This window comes from Janthinobacterium sp. 13 (genome assembly GCF_002749695.1).
GTDB classification, from domain to species: domain Bacteria; phylum Pseudomonadota; class Gammaproteobacteria; order Burkholderiales; family Burkholderiaceae_D; genus Janthinobacterium; species Janthinobacterium kumbetense.
On the sequence record NZ_PEEQ01000001.1, the window covers coordinates 153,547 to 168,754 of the forward strand.

General features: G+C 65.8%; 11 protein-coding genes. 5 read left to right on the plus strand and 6 right to left on the minus strand.

Annotation, left to right across the window (positions count from 1 at the left end; genetic code table 11):
* Window positions 1-9 precede the first annotated feature (9 nt).
* From CLU94_RS00680 to CLU94_RS00690, 3 genes are read right to left on the minus strand one after another with little or no spacing between them, the layout of a single operon-like run.
* The gene (locus CLU94_RS00680; protein WP_099664186.1) at window positions 10-1,839 is read right to left on the minus strand and encodes a glycoside hydrolase family 15 protein; all 1,830 of its coding nucleotides are present in this window, start codon (window positions 1,837-1,839) and stop codon (window positions 10-12) included.
* Between the two features lie 3 nt (window positions 1,840-1,842).
* The gene (gene otsB / locus CLU94_RS00685) at window positions 1,843-2,604 is read right to left on the minus strand and encodes a trehalose-phosphatase (protein ID WP_099664187.1); all 762 of its coding nucleotides are present in this window, start codon (window positions 2,602-2,604) and stop codon (window positions 1,843-1,845) included.
* On the minus strand, window positions 2,604-4,871 hold the full coding sequence (locus tag CLU94_RS00690; RefSeq protein ID WP_099664188.1) for an alpha,alpha-trehalose-phosphate synthase (UDP-forming): 2,268 nt from the start codon (window positions 4,869-4,871) through the stop codon (window positions 2,604-2,606). The genes otsB and CLU94_RS00690 overlap by 1 nt, the downstream gene beginning before the upstream one ends.
* A gap of 258 nt (window positions 4,872-5,129) precedes the next feature.
* Here CLU94_RS00690 and CLU94_RS00695 point away from each other — a divergent pair, with 258 nt between their 5' ends.
* From CLU94_RS00695 to CLU94_RS00705, 3 genes are all read left to right on the plus strand, one after another.
* Window positions 5,130-6,257 carry a mechanosensitive ion channel family protein gene (locus tag CLU94_RS00695; protein ID WP_099664189.1) on the plus strand — a complete coding sequence of 376 codons (1,128 nt, stop codon included), beginning with the start codon at window positions 5,130-5,132 and terminating at the stop codon, window positions 6,255-6,257.
* Between the two features lie 50 nt (window positions 6,258-6,307).
* The gene (locus CLU94_RS00700) at window positions 6,308-7,603 is read left to right on the plus strand and encodes a cation:proton antiporter (protein WP_099664190.1); all 1,296 of its coding nucleotides are present in this window, start codon (window positions 6,308-6,310) and stop codon (window positions 7,601-7,603) included.
* Between the two features lie 109 nt (window positions 7,604-7,712).
* Window positions 7,713-8,903 (plus strand): serine hydrolase domain-containing protein, encoded by a 1,191-nt coding sequence (locus CLU94_RS00705; RefSeq protein ID WP_099664191.1) that lies wholly within the window; start codon window positions 7,713-7,715, stop codon window positions 8,901-8,903.
* Here the strand turns inward: CLU94_RS00705 and CLU94_RS00710 are convergent.
* Window positions 8,900-9,283, minus strand: a complete 384-nt coding sequence (locus tag CLU94_RS00710; protein WP_099664192.1) for a YkvA family protein — start codon at window positions 9,281-9,283, stop codon at window positions 8,900-8,902. The two genes, CLU94_RS00705 and CLU94_RS00710, sit on opposite strands and share 4 nt — an antisense overlap.
* Window positions 9,284-9,375: 92 nt before the next feature.
* Here CLU94_RS00710 and CLU94_RS00715 point away from each other — a divergent pair, with 92 nt between their 5' ends.
* Complete coding sequence (locus tag CLU94_RS00715) at window positions 9,376-10,425, plus strand: DNA topoisomerase IB (RefSeq protein WP_099664193.1); 1,050 nt, start codon at window positions 9,376-9,378, stop codon at window positions 10,423-10,425.
* A 5-nt stretch (window positions 10,426-10,430) separates the two neighbouring features.
* On the opposite strand, the gene CLU94_RS00720 is transcribed toward CLU94_RS00715, so the two are convergent.
* Window positions 10,431-10,661, minus strand: a complete 231-nt coding sequence (locus CLU94_RS00720) for a hypothetical protein (protein ID WP_143451319.1) — start codon at window positions 10,659-10,661, stop codon at window positions 10,431-10,433.
* Between the two features lie 264 nt (window positions 10,662-10,925).
* Here CLU94_RS00720 and CLU94_RS00725 point away from each other — a divergent pair, with 264 nt between their 5' ends.
* Window positions 10,926-14,348 carry a hypothetical protein gene (locus tag CLU94_RS00725; protein ID WP_099664195.1) on the plus strand — a complete coding sequence of 1,141 codons (3,423 nt, stop codon included), beginning with the start codon at window positions 10,926-10,928 and terminating at the stop codon, window positions 14,346-14,348.
* A gap of 26 nt (window positions 14,349-14,374) precedes the next feature.
* Here the strand turns inward: CLU94_RS00725 and CLU94_RS00730 are convergent, their stop codons facing one another.
* On the minus strand, window positions 14,375-15,187 hold the full coding sequence (locus CLU94_RS00730; RefSeq protein WP_099664196.1) for a ferritin-like domain-containing protein: 813 nt from the start codon (window positions 15,185-15,187) through the stop codon (window positions 14,375-14,377).
* Between the last annotated feature and the right edge of the window lie 21 nt (window positions 15,188-15,208).

Below are 15,208 nucleotides of genomic sequence, written 5' to 3' on the forward strand. Positions count from 1 at the left end.
ACGGTACAATCAAATCGCGCTATCCCACGGCGCCGACAGCCGCACGGCGCAGTTGATGAGACCCACCATCGAGTAGGTCTGCGGGAAATTCCCCCACATCTCCCCCGTCACCGGATGCGTGTCTTCCGACAGCAAACCCAGGTGGTTGCGCGCCATTAACATCGTTTCGAAGATTTTGCGGGCTTCGTCCTTCCTGCCGATGCGCGCCAGGGCGTCGATGCGCCAGAAGGTGCAGATGTTGAAGGCCGTTTCCGGTTTGCCGAAGTCGTCGGGCGCTTCGTAGCGGCGCATGTAGGGGCCGTCGCACAAGGACGCTTCCAGCGCGTCGACGGTGGCGATGAAACGGGGGTCCATGGGGTCGATGAAGTTGACTTCCGCCATCAAGAGCACGGACGCGTCCAGGTCGCGTCCGCCCAGGCTTTCCGCGAAGGCTAGGCGCTCCTCGCTCCACGCTTCGCGCAGTAATCTCTCGCGGATCAGCACGGCGCGGCTGTTCCAGTGGTCTGCCCGGTCGTCCAGGCCCAGCTTGTGCGCGACCTTGGCTAGGCGGTCGCAGGCGGCCCAGCTCATCAGCATGGACGAGGTGTGGACCCTCGCCCGCGTGCGCAGCTCCCACATGCCCGCGTCCGGCTCCGCGTGCAATCTGAATGCCTGGTCGCCCACGGCTTCCAGTGCGGCAAACTCGGCTTTTCCCGCCCGGTGGAACAATCGGTGGTCGAGGAAGGCCTGCGCCGCGCCTAATACAATGTTGCCGTAGACGTCGTGCTGGAAATGTTCCTGCGCCTGGTTGCCCACGCGCACGGGACCGTTGCCCCGGTAGCCGGGCAAGTGGTCGAGCATGGATTCGGGCAACTGCTCTTCCAGGCCGATGCCGTACAGGGGCTGGATGTGGCCGCCCTTCGAGCGGGCGACGATATTCGTCAGCCAGCGCAGGTATTCCTCCATGGTGCCCACTTCCGACAGGCTGTTCAATGCGCGCACGACGAAGAAGGCGTCGCGCAGCCAGCAGTAGCGGTAATCCCAGTTGCGGCTGCTGCCGGGCGCTTCCGGGATGCTGGTGGTCATGGCGGCGATGATGGCGCCCGTGTCTTCATATAAAGACAGTTTCAAGGTAATGGCGGCGCGGATGACCACGTCCTGCCATTCCAGGGGCACGGCCAGGCGGCGCGTGTAGGTGCGCCAATAGTTGATGGTTTCCTTTTCGAAGATGCGCGCCGTTTCGTCGATGCCGCCGGCCAGGGTTTCATCGGGACCGAGAAGGAAGTTGGCCGTGCCGCCCAGCACGAAATACGTTTCGCTCAGTACATAGTTGAGCGATACATCGGTGTTCAGGCGCAAGGTCTGTTCCGGTCCCACGTAGCGGATGTGGTGGCTGCCCTGCGTGATCTGCGGCGCCAGCTTGCCCCAGTCGTAGCGGGGGCGCAGGCGCACCCGGATGCGCACGGCGTGGTCGAGCGGACGCACCCGGCGGATCAGCATCAGCGGGCGAAACATGCGGTCCCGGCTGAGGAATCGGGGCGCGAAATCCGTGATTTCCACGCCGCGCCCCTGCGTATCGTACAACCGCGTGCGCAGCACGGCCGTGTTCGGCTCGTAGACTTGCTCGCTGCGGGCGAAGTTTTCGATGTCGATGGCCCACACGCTGCCGTTTTCAGTGTCGTCCAGCAAGCGGTTGAAGACGGGATCGCCGTCGAAACGGGGCAGGCACGACCAGACGACCTGCCCCGCCTGGTCGATCAGGGCACTGAAGGCGCAATTGCCCACAACGCCGCAGTTGAGGGATGCTGGCGCGGACGCGCCGCCGGGGGTGTCATCAGCTTGCTCATTGGATATGGTCATCGGCTACTCCTTGAAAGGGGATACGGACGCGGCCAGCAGCGCGGCGCGCAAGGCGCGCGGACTGGCCAGGCGCAGGGTGGCGGCGCTGGGGCCGCTGCCCACTTTCACGCCCTGCCCGCCTGCTTGTTGGACATAGGCAAAGCCTGCCTCGTCGGTGGTGTCGTCGCCCGCGAACACGGGCCGGCGGCCGGCGAACGGGGTTTCCTGCATGAAGGCGGCGATGGCGCCGCCCTTGTCCGTGGCGGACGGCTTGGCTTCCAGGACCATTTTGCCATGCAATAGCAATACCCCCGGGCACGCTTGCACGGCCGCCGTCATTTCTTGCATGCACAGTTGCTCGAGTTCCGGCGCCAGCCGGTAATGCAGGGCCACGGCGCCCCGCTTCCGCTCCACCAGCAAGCCGGGGTGCATCGCCGCCAGCGCCTGCGCGCGCGCCAGCACGGGCGACACGTCGGGCGTGGCCGCCACGCTGAACGTGCCATCGGCGCCACGCCGCTCCACGCCATGCACGCCGGCCACCGGCAACACCAGGGGCGCCAGCATGGCGTCGATCTGCGCCACGGGACGCCCGGAAATGAGGGCCAGCGCGCCCCCATGGCGTTCGGCCAGCAGCGCCAGCGCCTCAATGACGCCCGCTTCCAGGCGCACGCCGTCGGGCGTGGGCGCCAGGTCGACCAGGGTGCCGTCGAAGTCGAGGAAAACGGCTGTGCCGGGCGTACCCAGCAGTTGCAGCAAGGCTGCGCTGTCGTCAGGGGTCTCGACCATCAAATCATCCCCTTGCGCCGCTTGATGCGGCTGTGGGCATCGATCTTGGTCATGACCTTGTCGCGCTGGCGCAAACGGGCCGCATCCAGCAGCATGCGCCCGGCCCAGCGGTACACATTGAAATGTTTCACGCGGGCCCGCATGCTCTTCATGCGCTCGCGCTGTTCCACGGGCGGCATCACGAGGGCGCGGTACAGGGCGTCCGCGCCCTGCTCGATGTGATACGGGTTGATGATCAGCGCTTCGTGCAATTCCCGTGCCGCGCCCGTGAATTGACTTAAAACAAGTACGCCCAGCTCGTCTTCGCGCGCGGCGATGAATTCCTTGGCCACCAGATTCATGCCGTCATGCAAGCTTGTCACCATGCACACTTCCGAGGCGCGGAAATAGCGCTGCAAATCGTCCTGGCCGTGGTGCTCCGCTTTCAGCAGGATGGGCACATAATCTCCGCTGCCGAAACGGCGGTTGATGCGTTCGACCATCTTGCGCACCCTGGCGTCAAAACTTTGATATTCATCGAGCGAAGCGCGGCTGGGGGCGGCGATTTGCACAAAGGTAAAATTGCCCACCATGCCAGGCTGCTGTTCCAGCATGCGCTCGACGGCCTGGAAGCGCTCGACGATGCCTTTCGTGTAATCGAGGCGGTCCACGCCGATGCCCAGCAAGTGGTCTTGGGCCACGCCCAGCTCGCTGCGGATCTGTGCGCGGCAGGTGGCCACGTCGGGCTGCGCCGGATCGTCCTCGGGCCAGGCGATGGAAATCGGGTAATCCTCGACCTGCGTCATCTCGCCGCCGTAGGAAATGGTCGACGCTTCCGGCTCGATGCGGGTTTCCAGGTAGCGGTCCACCGTTTCGAGGAAATTCTTGCGGTGGAATGGCGTGTGGAAGCCGAGGATGGTGCTGCCAAGCAAGCCGTCGAGGATTTCCTCGCGCCATGGGCAAATGCCGAACGATTCGGAATTCGGCCAGGGGATATGCCAGAACGTGATGATCGTCGCCTTCGGCAAGGCTTCGCGCACCATGCGCGGCAGCAAGGCAAAGTGGTAATCCTGCACCAGCACGACGGGATTGTCCGTCTTCGCTTCGGCGATCACGGCGTCGGCGAAGCGGCGGTTGACCTTCACATATTGCTCCCAGTCGGACGAGCGGAACACGGGGCGCACATGGGCGATATGGCACAGCGGCCACATGCCCTCATTGGCGAAACCATAATAATAGCCCTGCTCTTCCTCTTCCGTCAGCCATACGCGGCGCAAGGTATAGCTGGGATTGTCGGGCGGCACGGGAACATGGTCGAGTTTATCCACCGTCTCGCGGTCGGCGGAACCGGCGCCGTGCGCGATCCACGTGCCGGAACAGGCGCGCATCACGGCTTCCACGGCCGTCACCAGGCCGCTGGCGGGACGCTGTACGGCAATGCCGGCATCTGTTTTCGTGTGGATGTACGGTTCGCGGTTCGACACCACCAGCACCTGGTCGCCCTGCAAATCGGCTTCCAGCAAGGCGCGCAGCTTGTCCGGCGTCCAGTCGGACGACCAGCCGTTATCGCCCTGGCGTTCCAGATGGTATTCCTGCAGCAATTCGCGCAAATCGCCGATCAGCGGCTGCATTTCCGGCGGCGGCGCGGGCGCGGCGGCGGGAGCGGCGGCGTCCACGGCCCCATTACTTTTCGGTAACAATTCGCCCCGCAGAATATCTTTCACGGCCGACAGCCAGCCGCGCCAGCTCAGATGGGCCACGAACACGGTCATCAGGGAAATCAGCACGGCCAGCACGGCCAGGAAGGCAAAGATGAAATGCTTGGTATCCGTATTGCGGCGCTCGACAAAGCTCATGTCCTGCACCAGCACCAGCCGTCCCAGCTGGGAGGCATCCTGCATGACGGGGGTTTCGCTGAGGTGGACCTGGCCCTGCGGCAATTGCGCGAGGGATTTGTACAGGCCGCCCGTGGGAGGCGTGCTCCAGCAGCCGATGGAAGTTGGGTATTGCGCGGACTGGTACAGCAAGTGGCCTGCATTGTCGCAAAAGCCGATGGCGATCAGGCGTTCGTCGCGCGTGGCGCCCTGGAACAGTTCTTTGACGCGCGTGGCGTCTTGCGCTGGCAGGTATTCGGTGAGCGAGGGCCGGAGGGTTCCAGCGAGCAATTCTGCCCGGCTGTCGAGGTCGCGCACATACCAGCGCAGGGTGATGTTGTCGAGCAGGGGTACCACGATATAAGCAAACAATCCCAGCACCAGGGCCAGTGGCAGGATGAAGCGCAAGGACATTCGGAGTGATCGTACTATCATCGTTTTCCTTTGCAAAAACAAAAAGCATGGCAAGTATGACTATGTTTCCACTGCGGCGACGCCCGTTTGCTTTCCGTAGCGAAACGTCAACGTGGCATGGCGCAGCGCAGCAATTTCTTCCAGTATCCACCTTGACGCAGGTCTTATCCGTACGGCAACGCACGCCCCCGTTACGCCATCTGCCCGTAAAATACCGCTTCCGACATCCATTTCACTAAAAACAAGGAGTTTTCGCCTATGGATCTCAGCACGTTCCACTCGCTGATGGGAGGCCCGCTGCGCTCGGCGCTGACCGTGCTCGTTTCCGCCCTGCTCGTCACCGTGGTCGCCATCGGCGTGCACCGGGCCGGCATTGGTTTACTGAAAAGGCTGGCCAATGGCCGCCCGTTCACCACCAACGCCACGCGCGTGGCCTTCCGCGCCAGCCAGTTGTGCGTGATCGTCTTCGGCCTGCGCATGGTGCTGGCCGGCGCGCCCGACGACACGCCGGGCTTGCTTGCCATGTCGCATCTCGCCAGCGTGGCGCTGATCATCGCGCTGACCTGGCTGGCCATGCAATGCATCCAGGCCCTGTCCATCACGATTTCCGAAGTCAATCCCGTCGACGTGGCCGACAACCTGCGCGCGCGCCGCCTGATCACGCAAGCCCGCGTGCTCACGCGCAGCGCGCACGCCATCGTCGTCATCCTGGGCCTGGCCTTCGTGCTGCTGACCTTGCCCGGCGCGCGGCAGATCGGCGCCAGCCTGCTCGCGTCGGCCGGCGTGGCGGGCCTGGTGGCCGGTATCGCCGCCCGTCCCGTGCTCGGCAATTTCATTGCTGGGCTGCAAATTGCGTTTTCGCAACCCATCCGCATCGACGACGTGCTGATCGTCAATGGCGAATGGGGCAAGGTCGAGGAAATCAAGGGCACGTATGTGGTCGTGCGCGTGTGGGACGAGCGCCGCCTGATCGTGCCGCTGCAATGGTTCATAGAAAATCCGTTCGAGAACTGGACGCACAGCTCGTCCACCCTGCTGGGCACGGTGTTCCTGTGGCTCGATTTCAGCATCCCGCTCGACCCGCTGCGCGCGGAACTGACGCGCATCTGCGAAGGAGCCGCGCAATGGGATGGCCGCGTCTGCACGGTGCAGGCGACGGATTCGAACGAGCGGGCCGTGCGCGTGCGCTTCCTCGTCAGTGCGGCAGATTCGGGCCTCGCTTTCGAGCTGCGCTGCATCGTGCGCGAGCAGATGCTGGCCTTTATCACGGCTAATTATCCGGACGGCTTGCCCCGCTTGCGCTCCACGCACGACCCCATCGAGCTGCACGCCATGCAGGCGCAGAACGACAGCGTGTCGCTGTACAAGGCGCAGCACAAGGCTTGACAAAACCTGCGGCGCGCTGCCCTCGCCCGCGCGCCGCTAGAATAAGGCGCATGAGCACCACCGCCTGGTTCATCCTGATCGGCTGCCTGATGCTGGCGCGCGGCCTGGGCGCCGACGGCATCGCGCGCCTGCCCTTGACCTCGGCCATGGCTTACCTGGGCGTGGGCCTGCTGCTGGGCCCCATGTTCCTCGGCCTGTTTGCCTTCGACCTGGTGCGGCAGGCGCGCCTGCTGGAAACCCTGACGGAAATCGCCGTCCTCATCTCCCTGTTTTCCGCCGGCGTGAAGATGCCCGTGCCCTTCAGCCTGGCGCGCTGGCTGCCGTCGCTGCGCCTGGCGTGGCTGTCGATGGCCCTCTCCGTGGCCCTGGTGGCGGCCTTTGCATGCCTGGTGCTGGACCTGCCCCTGGGCGCGGGCGTGCTGCTGGGCGCCATCCTCGCGCCCACCGATCCCGTGCTGGCCACGGACGTGCAGCTGCGCCATGCGGGCGACAGCGAACAATTGCGCTTCATCCTGACCAGCGAAGCGGGCATGAACGATGGCAGCGGCTTTCCTTTCGTCATGCTGGGCCTCGGTTTGCTGGGCTTGCATGAGCTGGGTCCCCATGGCGCCACCTGGCTGTGGCGCGATTTGCTCTGGGCCAGCGCGGGCGCCATCGCCCTGGGCGCGGCCGGCGGCGCGCTGCTGGCCTGGCTGGCCTGGCAAGTGCGCGCCAAGGAACCGAAACACGCGATGCTGGACGACCTGGCGGCCCTGGGCTTGATCGCCTGCGTGTACGGCGTGGCGACCTGGCTGCACGCGTGGGGCTTCTTGGCCGTGTTCTTTGCCGGCGTGGCCTTGCGCCAGACGGAACTGCGGCTGGCCGGCGCGCCGAAAGACCGGCAAGGCTTGCTGCAAGCGGGGGAAACCCACGCCGCGTCCGCCGCCAGGCCGCACGACGGCGAGGTGACGCTGACCGTCAGCGGCGAATCGCTCGTCTTCAAGGAACACCTGGAACGCCTGTCCGAACTGACCCTGGTACTGTTGCTGGGCGGCGCCGTCACGGCCGCCGCCTGGCGCTGGCAGGCGTGGAGCGTGGCGCTGTTCCTGCTGCTGGTGGCGCGCCCGGCCAGCGTGATGCTCGGCTTGCTCGCTTCGGGCACCAGCGTGCGCCTGCGCGGGCTGGCCGCCTGGTTCGGCGTGCGCGGCATCGGCTCGCTGTACTACCTCAGCTATGCCATCGCGCATGGCTTGCCGCGCGGGCTGGCGCGCGAACTGGCCGACATCACCCTGGTCGTCGTCATCCTGTCCATCGTCGCGCACGGCTTGACGGTCAAGCCCCTGCTGGAACGCTATTGGCGCAAATAGGCACCAGTCGGCCCACTTTGTCATTGGTTCAAAGCAATGTTTTGTCAATCGCCCCTATGTCGGGCGGAAATGTTGTTAAGATAATTAAAAATGGCAAAAGAGAGAATCAATGAAACGACGAAGCGTGCTGGGACTGGGCGTCTCACTGGCCCTGCTGCAAACGGGCTGCGCCACCGATCCGGCCAGGCTGGCGTGGGAAACGGAATTTGACGGCTTCATGCGCGATGGACTGGCCCGCACGGAAACGCCGGGCATGGGCGTGGCCGTGGTGCGCGGCGAACAGACCATTTTCGCGCGCGGCTATGGCTGGGCCGACATCCAGGCCGGCAAGAAGGCCGATGCCAACACGGTTTTCCATGTCGCGTCCGTCAGCAAGCTCGTCACGGCCGCGGCCGTCATGATGCTGCTGGAACAGGGCGCCTTCCAGCTGGACGACAAGGTGGCGGCCTACCTGGACTTCCCGCTCATGCACCCGAAGTTTCCCGACGTGCCCATCACCTTTCGCCATCTGCTCAGCCACACCTCGGGCATTTCCGACGCCGTGTACGAAAAGACGACGGCGTTTGCCGTGCAGGGCGACCCGCGATTACCGCTGCGCGACTTCGTCAAGGGCTATCTGTCGCGCGGCGGCGCCTGGTACGACGCGGATGTGTCGTTTGCGGCACGGCCCGGCACGGAATGGCGCTACAGCAATGTCGGCATCGCCCTGCTCGGCTATCTGGTGGGCCGCGTGAACCCCGATGGCCTCGACGCCTTTACGCACGAGCACCTGTTCGAACCGCTGGGCATGGACCATACGGCGTGGAGCCTGGCAGGCTTGCCGCGGCGCGCCGTCGTCGCCCAGCCGTATGTGCACAAGGAGCCGGGCCTGCAAGTGCTGCCGCCCGTCGGCTATCCGGACTGGCCGGCCGGCCTGCTGCGCAGCTCGGCGCATGACTTCGCCCGCTTCCTGGCCATTTTCAGCAATGGCGGCCGGGTCGATGGCCACCGCTACCTGCAGGACGCCACCCTGCAACTGTTTTTCGCCCCGCAAGCGGCTCCCGTCGTGCCCGCCGATTCATCCGTGCGCCAGGCGCTGGTGTGGCTGCTGCGCGACGTCGACGGCAAGCCGCTGGCCACGCACAGCGGCGGCGACCCGGGCGCCGCGTCCGTCGTCTGCGTCGACCGCGCCAGCAAGACGGCCGTGCTGGCCTTTGCCAACGTCAGCGCGGACAAGGAATTTCGTTCATTCCAGAAAGAAGTCGTGCTGCGCCTGCTGGCCCATGGGGGCAGCGGCGCGCCGGCGGCAAAGAAAGCCTAGGCGCCGAACCAGCCGCGCAGTTTCTCGGCGGCCCGTTCCTTGACGTCGGCCGTGATGTAGGTGGCCACTGTGGCGACGGCCGCCGCCAGCACGGCCAGGTCATCCGCATAGCCGACGACGGGCGTGATGTCGGGAATCGCGTCGATGGGCGAAATGAAATAGCCGAGCGCGCCATAGATGGCCGTCTTGGCCCACAGCGGGGTGTTCGGCTGCTGCGCCGCGTAATACAGCCACAGGGCTTTTTCGATGACTTCGCGCCCCGCCGTCTTGGCAAACTTGACGACCTTGTCCCAGAAGCTGTCATCCGTGTATTTCTTTTCATACTGCTTGTCGGCCTGGGGGGCGTGGTCTTCTTCCAGATTCTTTTTTCTGCCAAACATCTGCTGCTCCTGTCTGCCGCGCACGGCGTTACGAATGCGCACCTTAGCATAACGGCGCGCCGGGCGCGCGGCGTGCAAGGTAAGCTATCGTCATGGAAATATCCGCCACCACCACGGCCCGCGCCGCCGGCCTGCGCTACACGGGCGACCACCAGCGCGGCATCGCCCGCCTGGGCAAGCCCGGCAAATTCCGCTACCGCGACGGGGATGGCCAGTTCCTGCGCGATGCCGCCGCCTTGACGCGCATCAAGGCGCTGGCCATACCGCCCGCCTGGACGGACGTGTGGATCTGCCCGCACGCGACTGGCCACCTGCAGGCGACGGGGCGCGATGCGCGGGGCCGCAAGCAGTACCGCTACCATGCGCGCTGGCGCCAGGTGCGCGATGAAGTGAAATATGAGCGCATGCTCAGCTTTGGCCGCGCCCTGCCCGCCATCCGCGCCGCCGTCGCGCGCGGCATGCAGCTGCCCGGCCTGCCCCGTGAAAAAGTGCTGGCCACCATCGTGCACTTGCTGGAATTGACGATGATGCGCATCGGCAACGAAGAATATGCGCGCACCAATAAATCGTTCGGTCTGACGACCTTGCGCACGCGCCACGTGCAGCTCGATGGCAGCGCCGTGGCCTTCCGCTTCAAGGGCAAGAGCGGCGTGCGCCACGATATCCGCCTGAGCGACCGGCGTCTGGCCAGGGTGCTGCAGCGCATGCGCGAGCTGCCGGGGCAGGAACTGTTTCAATATGTCGATGAGGATGGCGCGCGCCACGGCGTCGATTCGGGCGACGTCAACGATTACCTGCGCGAAGTGACGGGCGAAGACTACACGGCCAAGGATTTCCGCACCTGGTCCGGCACCTTGCTGGCCGCGCTGGCCCTGCAGGCGTTCGAGCAAGTCGATTCCGAGGCGCAAGCGAAGAAAAACATCGTGCAGGCGATCGAGTCGGTGGCAAAAAAACTGGGCAACACGCCGACGATCTGCCGCAAGTGCTATGTGCACCCGGCCGTGCTGGAATCGTATCTGGATGGCAGCTTATGGGAAGGCATGCGCGCGCGGGCGCGGCAGCAATTACAGGAGAACTTGCCGGCGCTGGCGCCGGAAGAAGCGGCCGTGCTGGCCTTGCTGCAGCAGCGCCTGCAGGCCTGACCCCATCAAGCCTGGCGGGCGGGATGGGGCTGGCACTGGGCCGACAGTGTGAGGGCGTCGCTGCGGCAGACGGGCAAGGCGCCGTGGCCAACGTCGCGCGCCACGGGCGCCGGGGCGGCATCGTCCGTCCGCGCCTCGTCCGTATTCATCAAGGTGGCCGCCAGGGTCGAGAATGTAAACAGGCAGATCAGCAGGAACGGCTTGTTCACGTGGATGGACTGGACTGGCTTTTGCATCGCATACTCCGTCGGACTGGTTGGCTGTTGCAGCATGAACATCATCATCGCGTGTTTCCGCAAGGCATACAATCAGACAGTTTCGACAAGATAAGTAGGACAGCGCTGACAGGCTCAGCCATAAAAACCCGTGTCGGCGGATTTGACACCGGCGCCGGCCCGTTTCAGCCAAGCCCTTGTTTTTACAGCATATTTTATACAGGAACGCTTCCTGCTTGACCTCTTGCCTGGGCACGCTTGGCGCCAGTCAACGGGGGAACGATCATGGGTTTTATCAAACAGGCGCTGCTGGCGCTGCTGCTGTGCGCCATGTCCGCCGCGCACGCCACCCACATCGGCTACACGGCAACCGCGCTGGGTGGCACGCAGTGGCGCTACGACTATACCGTCAGCAATACCACCCTGGGCGTGCCCATCGGGGAATTCACCTTGTTCTTCAACGTGGGCCAGTACGCCAACCTGCACAACGTTTCCACGGCGCCCGGCTGGGACGTGCTGCTGGTGCAGCCCGATCCCGCCATCCCCGCCAGCGGCTACCTCGACGCGCTGGCGCTGGCCGGCGGCATCAATCCCGGCGCCACGGCCACGGGCTTTTCCGTCACCTTCGACTACCTGGGCGCGGGCAGCCCCGGCGCCCAGCCGTTTTCCATCCTCGACCCCGTTTCCTTCATCGAACTCGACTCCGGCAGCACGCAGCCGGCCGCCATCGCCCTGCCCTCTACATATTGGCTGCTGCTGGCCGGCGTGCTGGCCATGCTGTGCCTGCGCCGCCGGCAGCTGGCCGCCGCCGTGCTGGCCCCATTGCTGGCCCTGAGCCTGTGCGCCTGCGGCGGTTCGAACGATCCGACGCAGCCGCCTACGCCGAAAGTCATGCTGGCGGCGGATGCGGATACGCTGGGGCCGGACACGGCCGTGCCCCTGGCGGCCAGCGCGGACGCCGGCCAGGCTGCCGGCCCCTTCACGGTGACGGCACTGCGCAAGGTGGGCGAGCAGCGCATCAACCGCCGCACCTACGAATACACGTTCCGCATCAGCATCCGCAACAATGGCAGCGAAGCGGCAGGCAACGTGCGCGCCATCCTCGCCAGCGTGCCCGCCGGCGCCAGCATCGTGGACGACAGCGTCCTGGCCGGCGGCATCGACGCGGGCGCGACGGTCACTCCCGACGACACCATCACCCTGCGCATCGACCGCACGCGTCCGTTCGAGCTTGGCGGCCTGGCGTGGAACATCACGTCCGGCGCCAGCGTGGCCCTCGACCCCGTGCGTCCGGCGCAGGTGGTCAGCCTGCCGCTGGCCGAACTGGGCTTTCCCGCCGGCGCCGACAAGGTCGCGGCCAGCGGCGCCGTGACGGACGTGCTGCTGAAAGATGGCAGCCTGCGCTTTTCCACCCCGGGCGACACGGGCGAAGACCAACACGCGCAGTTTTTTGTCACCAAGGGCAACATCGTCACCACCCTCGACCTGCTGATCCAGAGCGAGCTGCCGACCGCCCTGCAAGTGTATGTCGAGCCGCTCGAGAACGGCTCGCTGCCGCCCGCGCCGCCGAAGCTGGCCATCGGCGGCCTGGGGCAGAACAATACGCTGCAGCCCGGCGGCCTCTCCTTCCGCCTCGAGGGCGTGGCGCCGATGAACCTGCGCAACGACAGCGGCGGCTTCCTGGCGGCGCAGAGCGGCGCGCCGGTGGCCATCCATTCCTACTGGGTCTTTCATGCGGACACGGGCAGCTTCAGCATCAGCGCCACGGCCATGCAGCAACTGCTGAACGTGCTGCCGGCCGGCGCGCTGCAGCTGCACCTGAATTTTGTCACGCAGGATGGCGAATTTGCCGTGTCGTACGCGCTCACCGTCATCAAGGCCGCCACCGTGCTGCAGGGCCAGATGCGCACGCCGGCAGGCGGCAACGCCAGCGGCCTGGCCGGCAAGAAAATCTTGCTCACTGGCTATAACTTCCACCTGCGCCGCGTGGCCGTGATCGACGCGGCGGGCGCCTTCCATTTCGACGGCGTCATTCCCGACACCTACCAGCTGACCCTGAACGACCTCGACCATCCAAATGTCGTCGGCATCAGCACGGCCATCTTCCCCACCAGCACCATCGTCAACGTCAGCATCACCTACCCGTATGCCGCCGGCCCCGGCTTGCAGACGGCGACGGCGCCATGGACCGCCGCAGCCGTGACGCAGGATGGCGCCGCGCCGCCGGCGCGGCAAGCGGCGCAGGCCATGGCCGCGCCGGCGCCGGCCACGCCGCAGGATGAGGACGAGGACAACACCCAGTCCTTCACCGCCACGGCCGGCCCGCAAAACCAGACCGTCGTGCGTCCTTTCAGTTACACGGTACCGAAAGGCACGCAGGACGTGGGCGTGAAAATCACCGTCAGGACGGCGGAATATCCCACCTACACGACCCAGCAAAGCCAGTACAACGATACCTGGTCCTACGTCGTGGTCGGCTTGCCGGGCGTCGACCTGGCAAGCATGGGCGCCGTCAACCAGTCGCATTTCACGCAAGGCACCACCGTCAGGACGGAATGCGTGGATGTCAGCCAGGCAACCAGGACGGGGCCGCTCCTCATCACGGGCGCCGTCAGCGCCACGAATATCGGCGACAGCCTGCTGGCCACGCTCGCCACGGTGGAACTGAGCCTGGCCTGCAAGGGCTTGAAGATCACGCGGGCGCGTTTGTTCCCCATCAATGCGGACCTGCATCCCGTGCTGCAGCCGCGCAATCTCACGCACAACCTCCCCGGCCCCTACGTGTCCGTGCCGCAGAACACGCCCGACCGGCACACCATCTCACTGGAAGTGCGCTATTCGCCGGAGCGGGTCAACTTGACCGAGGTGAATATCGGCATGTCGGCCGACGGCGCCAACCCGGCCTTCAGCACGGTCAATCTGCTCGACCAGGCCAACATCCGCGGCAAGGACAGGATCACCTTCCCGCGCCTGAAGCTGCCCGACTTCCCGGGGCCGAAAATCGACAGGAAAGCCGTGCTCACCGTACGCCTGAAGGGACGCGTCGGCAATGCCAACGCCGTGTCGGATCCCGCGGAAGGGGGGCAAGTGGCGCTCAAGGGCGACACGGCGTTCATCCCGCTGTATCTTGCCCACAACGAAGTGGCGCTGGCGAAGCGGCGCTACGGGCCGCGCGATGACGGCGGCGACTCGTGGGCCACGCGCCTGACCATCGCCTGGCTGGCGGGAAAACCCTACCGTTTCAACGATATCAGCGGCCAGCACGTGACGCAGGAGGCATCAGGCCGTTCCATCCTCGACCACGACGGCCACAGCGATGGCCAACAGATCGACATGCGCTACGCGGATGGCGCGGGCGGCTATTCGGACGAGCTGGGCGGCCTGGGCAATGGCGCCGCCATTTTGCAGCTGATCAACGATGCGCAAGCGGAAGTGGCGGCCGGCTTGCCGAAAAAGCCGAAACTGGCCAGGCTGGGCGCGTGGATCACGGCCAACCGGGCCATGCTGACCCTGGAAGCGGGCGCCGCCAGCACGCGCGTCGTCTACATCGGCCACCGCTTCATCAAGCTGGCCCTCATCGACGGCTGTTTCGCCAGCCCGCCGCACGCGCGGATACCGGGCGTGCCGGTGTGGACCAAACCCCTCAAGGTGAGCATCGACCCGTCCCACTTGCACCACTGGCATCTGAGCATGACGGCCCATCCTTGAACAGCCGGGCGGCGCCCCGGGCGTGTTCAGGCAGGCAAGTCGGACAGTTCCAGCTCCGAAAACCCCGCCCGGCGCCGCGCTTCCAGGTTGAACGGGCCGCGCAGGGTGGGCGCTTCGTAGCGCAGCGCCAGCTCCGCATAGGTGGCGCGCAGTTCCAGCCCCCGCTGATCGCACAGGTAGCCGTACCAGCGGTTGCCGATCTCGACGTGCCCCACTTCATCGCGCAGGATGATGTCGAGGATGGCGGCGGCGGCCATGTCGCCCGCCTGCGCCAGCTTGGCGCGCAACGGCGGAATCGCGTCCAGGCCCCGCGCTTCCAGGGTGCGCGGCACCAGCGCCATGCGCGCCAGCACGTCGCCGCGCGTCTTGTCGACCATTTCCCACAGGCTGTCGTGGCCGGGAAAGTCGCCATACGTGTGGCCCAGCACCTGCAGGTGCGCCTGCAGCATGGCGAAATGCGTCGCTTCCTCTTTCGCCACGCGCAGCCAGTCCGTATAGTATTCAGCGGGCAGGTCCGGGAAGCGCCACAGGGCGTCGAGCGCCAGGTTCATCGCATTGAATTCGATGTGCGCCAGCGCGTGGACGAGCATGGCGCGCCCTTCCGGCGTGATCATCGAGCGCCGTCCCACCAGGCGCGGCGGCACCAGTTCCGGGCGCGCGGGCCGGCCCGGCACGGCGCCGGACGGCGCCAGCGGCGCATTGACGTCCAGCGCCAGCCCGGCTGCGGCCATGGCCGCCACCATCGCCACCTTCGTCGCCGGGTCGGGTTCGAGCAGGCAGGCCAGCGCAAACGTGCGCAATTCCGCTGGCGCGGTGGAGGGCAAGGAAGATGGTTGCATGGGGCTGCTTTCTGGCGCGTT

Coding starts and splice junctions, on each gene's coding strand:
- otsB (WP_099664187.1), bottom strand. CDS start 2,604: ATGGTCGAGACCCCTGACGACAGCGCAGCCTTGCTGCAACTGCTGGGT.
- CLU94_RS00680 (WP_099664186.1), bottom strand. CDS start 1,839: ATGACCATATCCAATGAGCAAGCTGATGACACCCCCGGCGGCGCGTCC.
- CLU94_RS00710 (WP_099664192.1), bottom strand. CDS start 9,283: ATGTTTGGCAGAAAAAAGAATCTGGAAGAAGACCACGCCCCCCAGGCC.
- CLU94_RS00690 (WP_099664188.1), bottom strand. CDS start 4,871: ATGTCCTTGCGCTTCATCCTGCCACTGGCCCTGGTGCTGGGATTGTTT.
- CLU94_RS00700 (WP_099664190.1), top strand. CDS start 6,308: ATGAGCACCACCGCCTGGTTCATCCTGATCGGCTGCCTGATGCTGGCG.
- CLU94_RS00720 (WP_143451319.1), bottom strand. CDS start 10,661: ATGCAAAAGCCAGTCCAGTCCATCCACGTGAACAAGCCGTTCCTGCTG.
- CLU94_RS00715 (WP_099664193.1), top strand. CDS start 9,376: ATGGAAATATCCGCCACCACCACGGCCCGCGCCGCCGGCCTGCGCTAC.
- CLU94_RS00730 (WP_099664196.1), bottom strand. CDS start 15,187: ATGCAACCATCTTCCTTGCCCTCCACCGCGCCAGCGGAATTGCGCACG.
- CLU94_RS00725 (WP_099664195.1), top strand. CDS start 10,926: ATGGGTTTTATCAAACAGGCGCTGCTGGCGCTGCTGCTGTGCGCCATG.
- CLU94_RS00695 (WP_099664189.1), top strand. CDS start 5,130: ATGGATCTCAGCACGTTCCACTCGCTGATGGGAGGCCCGCTGCGCTCG.
- CLU94_RS00705 (WP_099664191.1), top strand. CDS start 7,713: ATGAAACGACGAAGCGTGCTGGGACTGGGCGTCTCACTGGCCCTGCTG.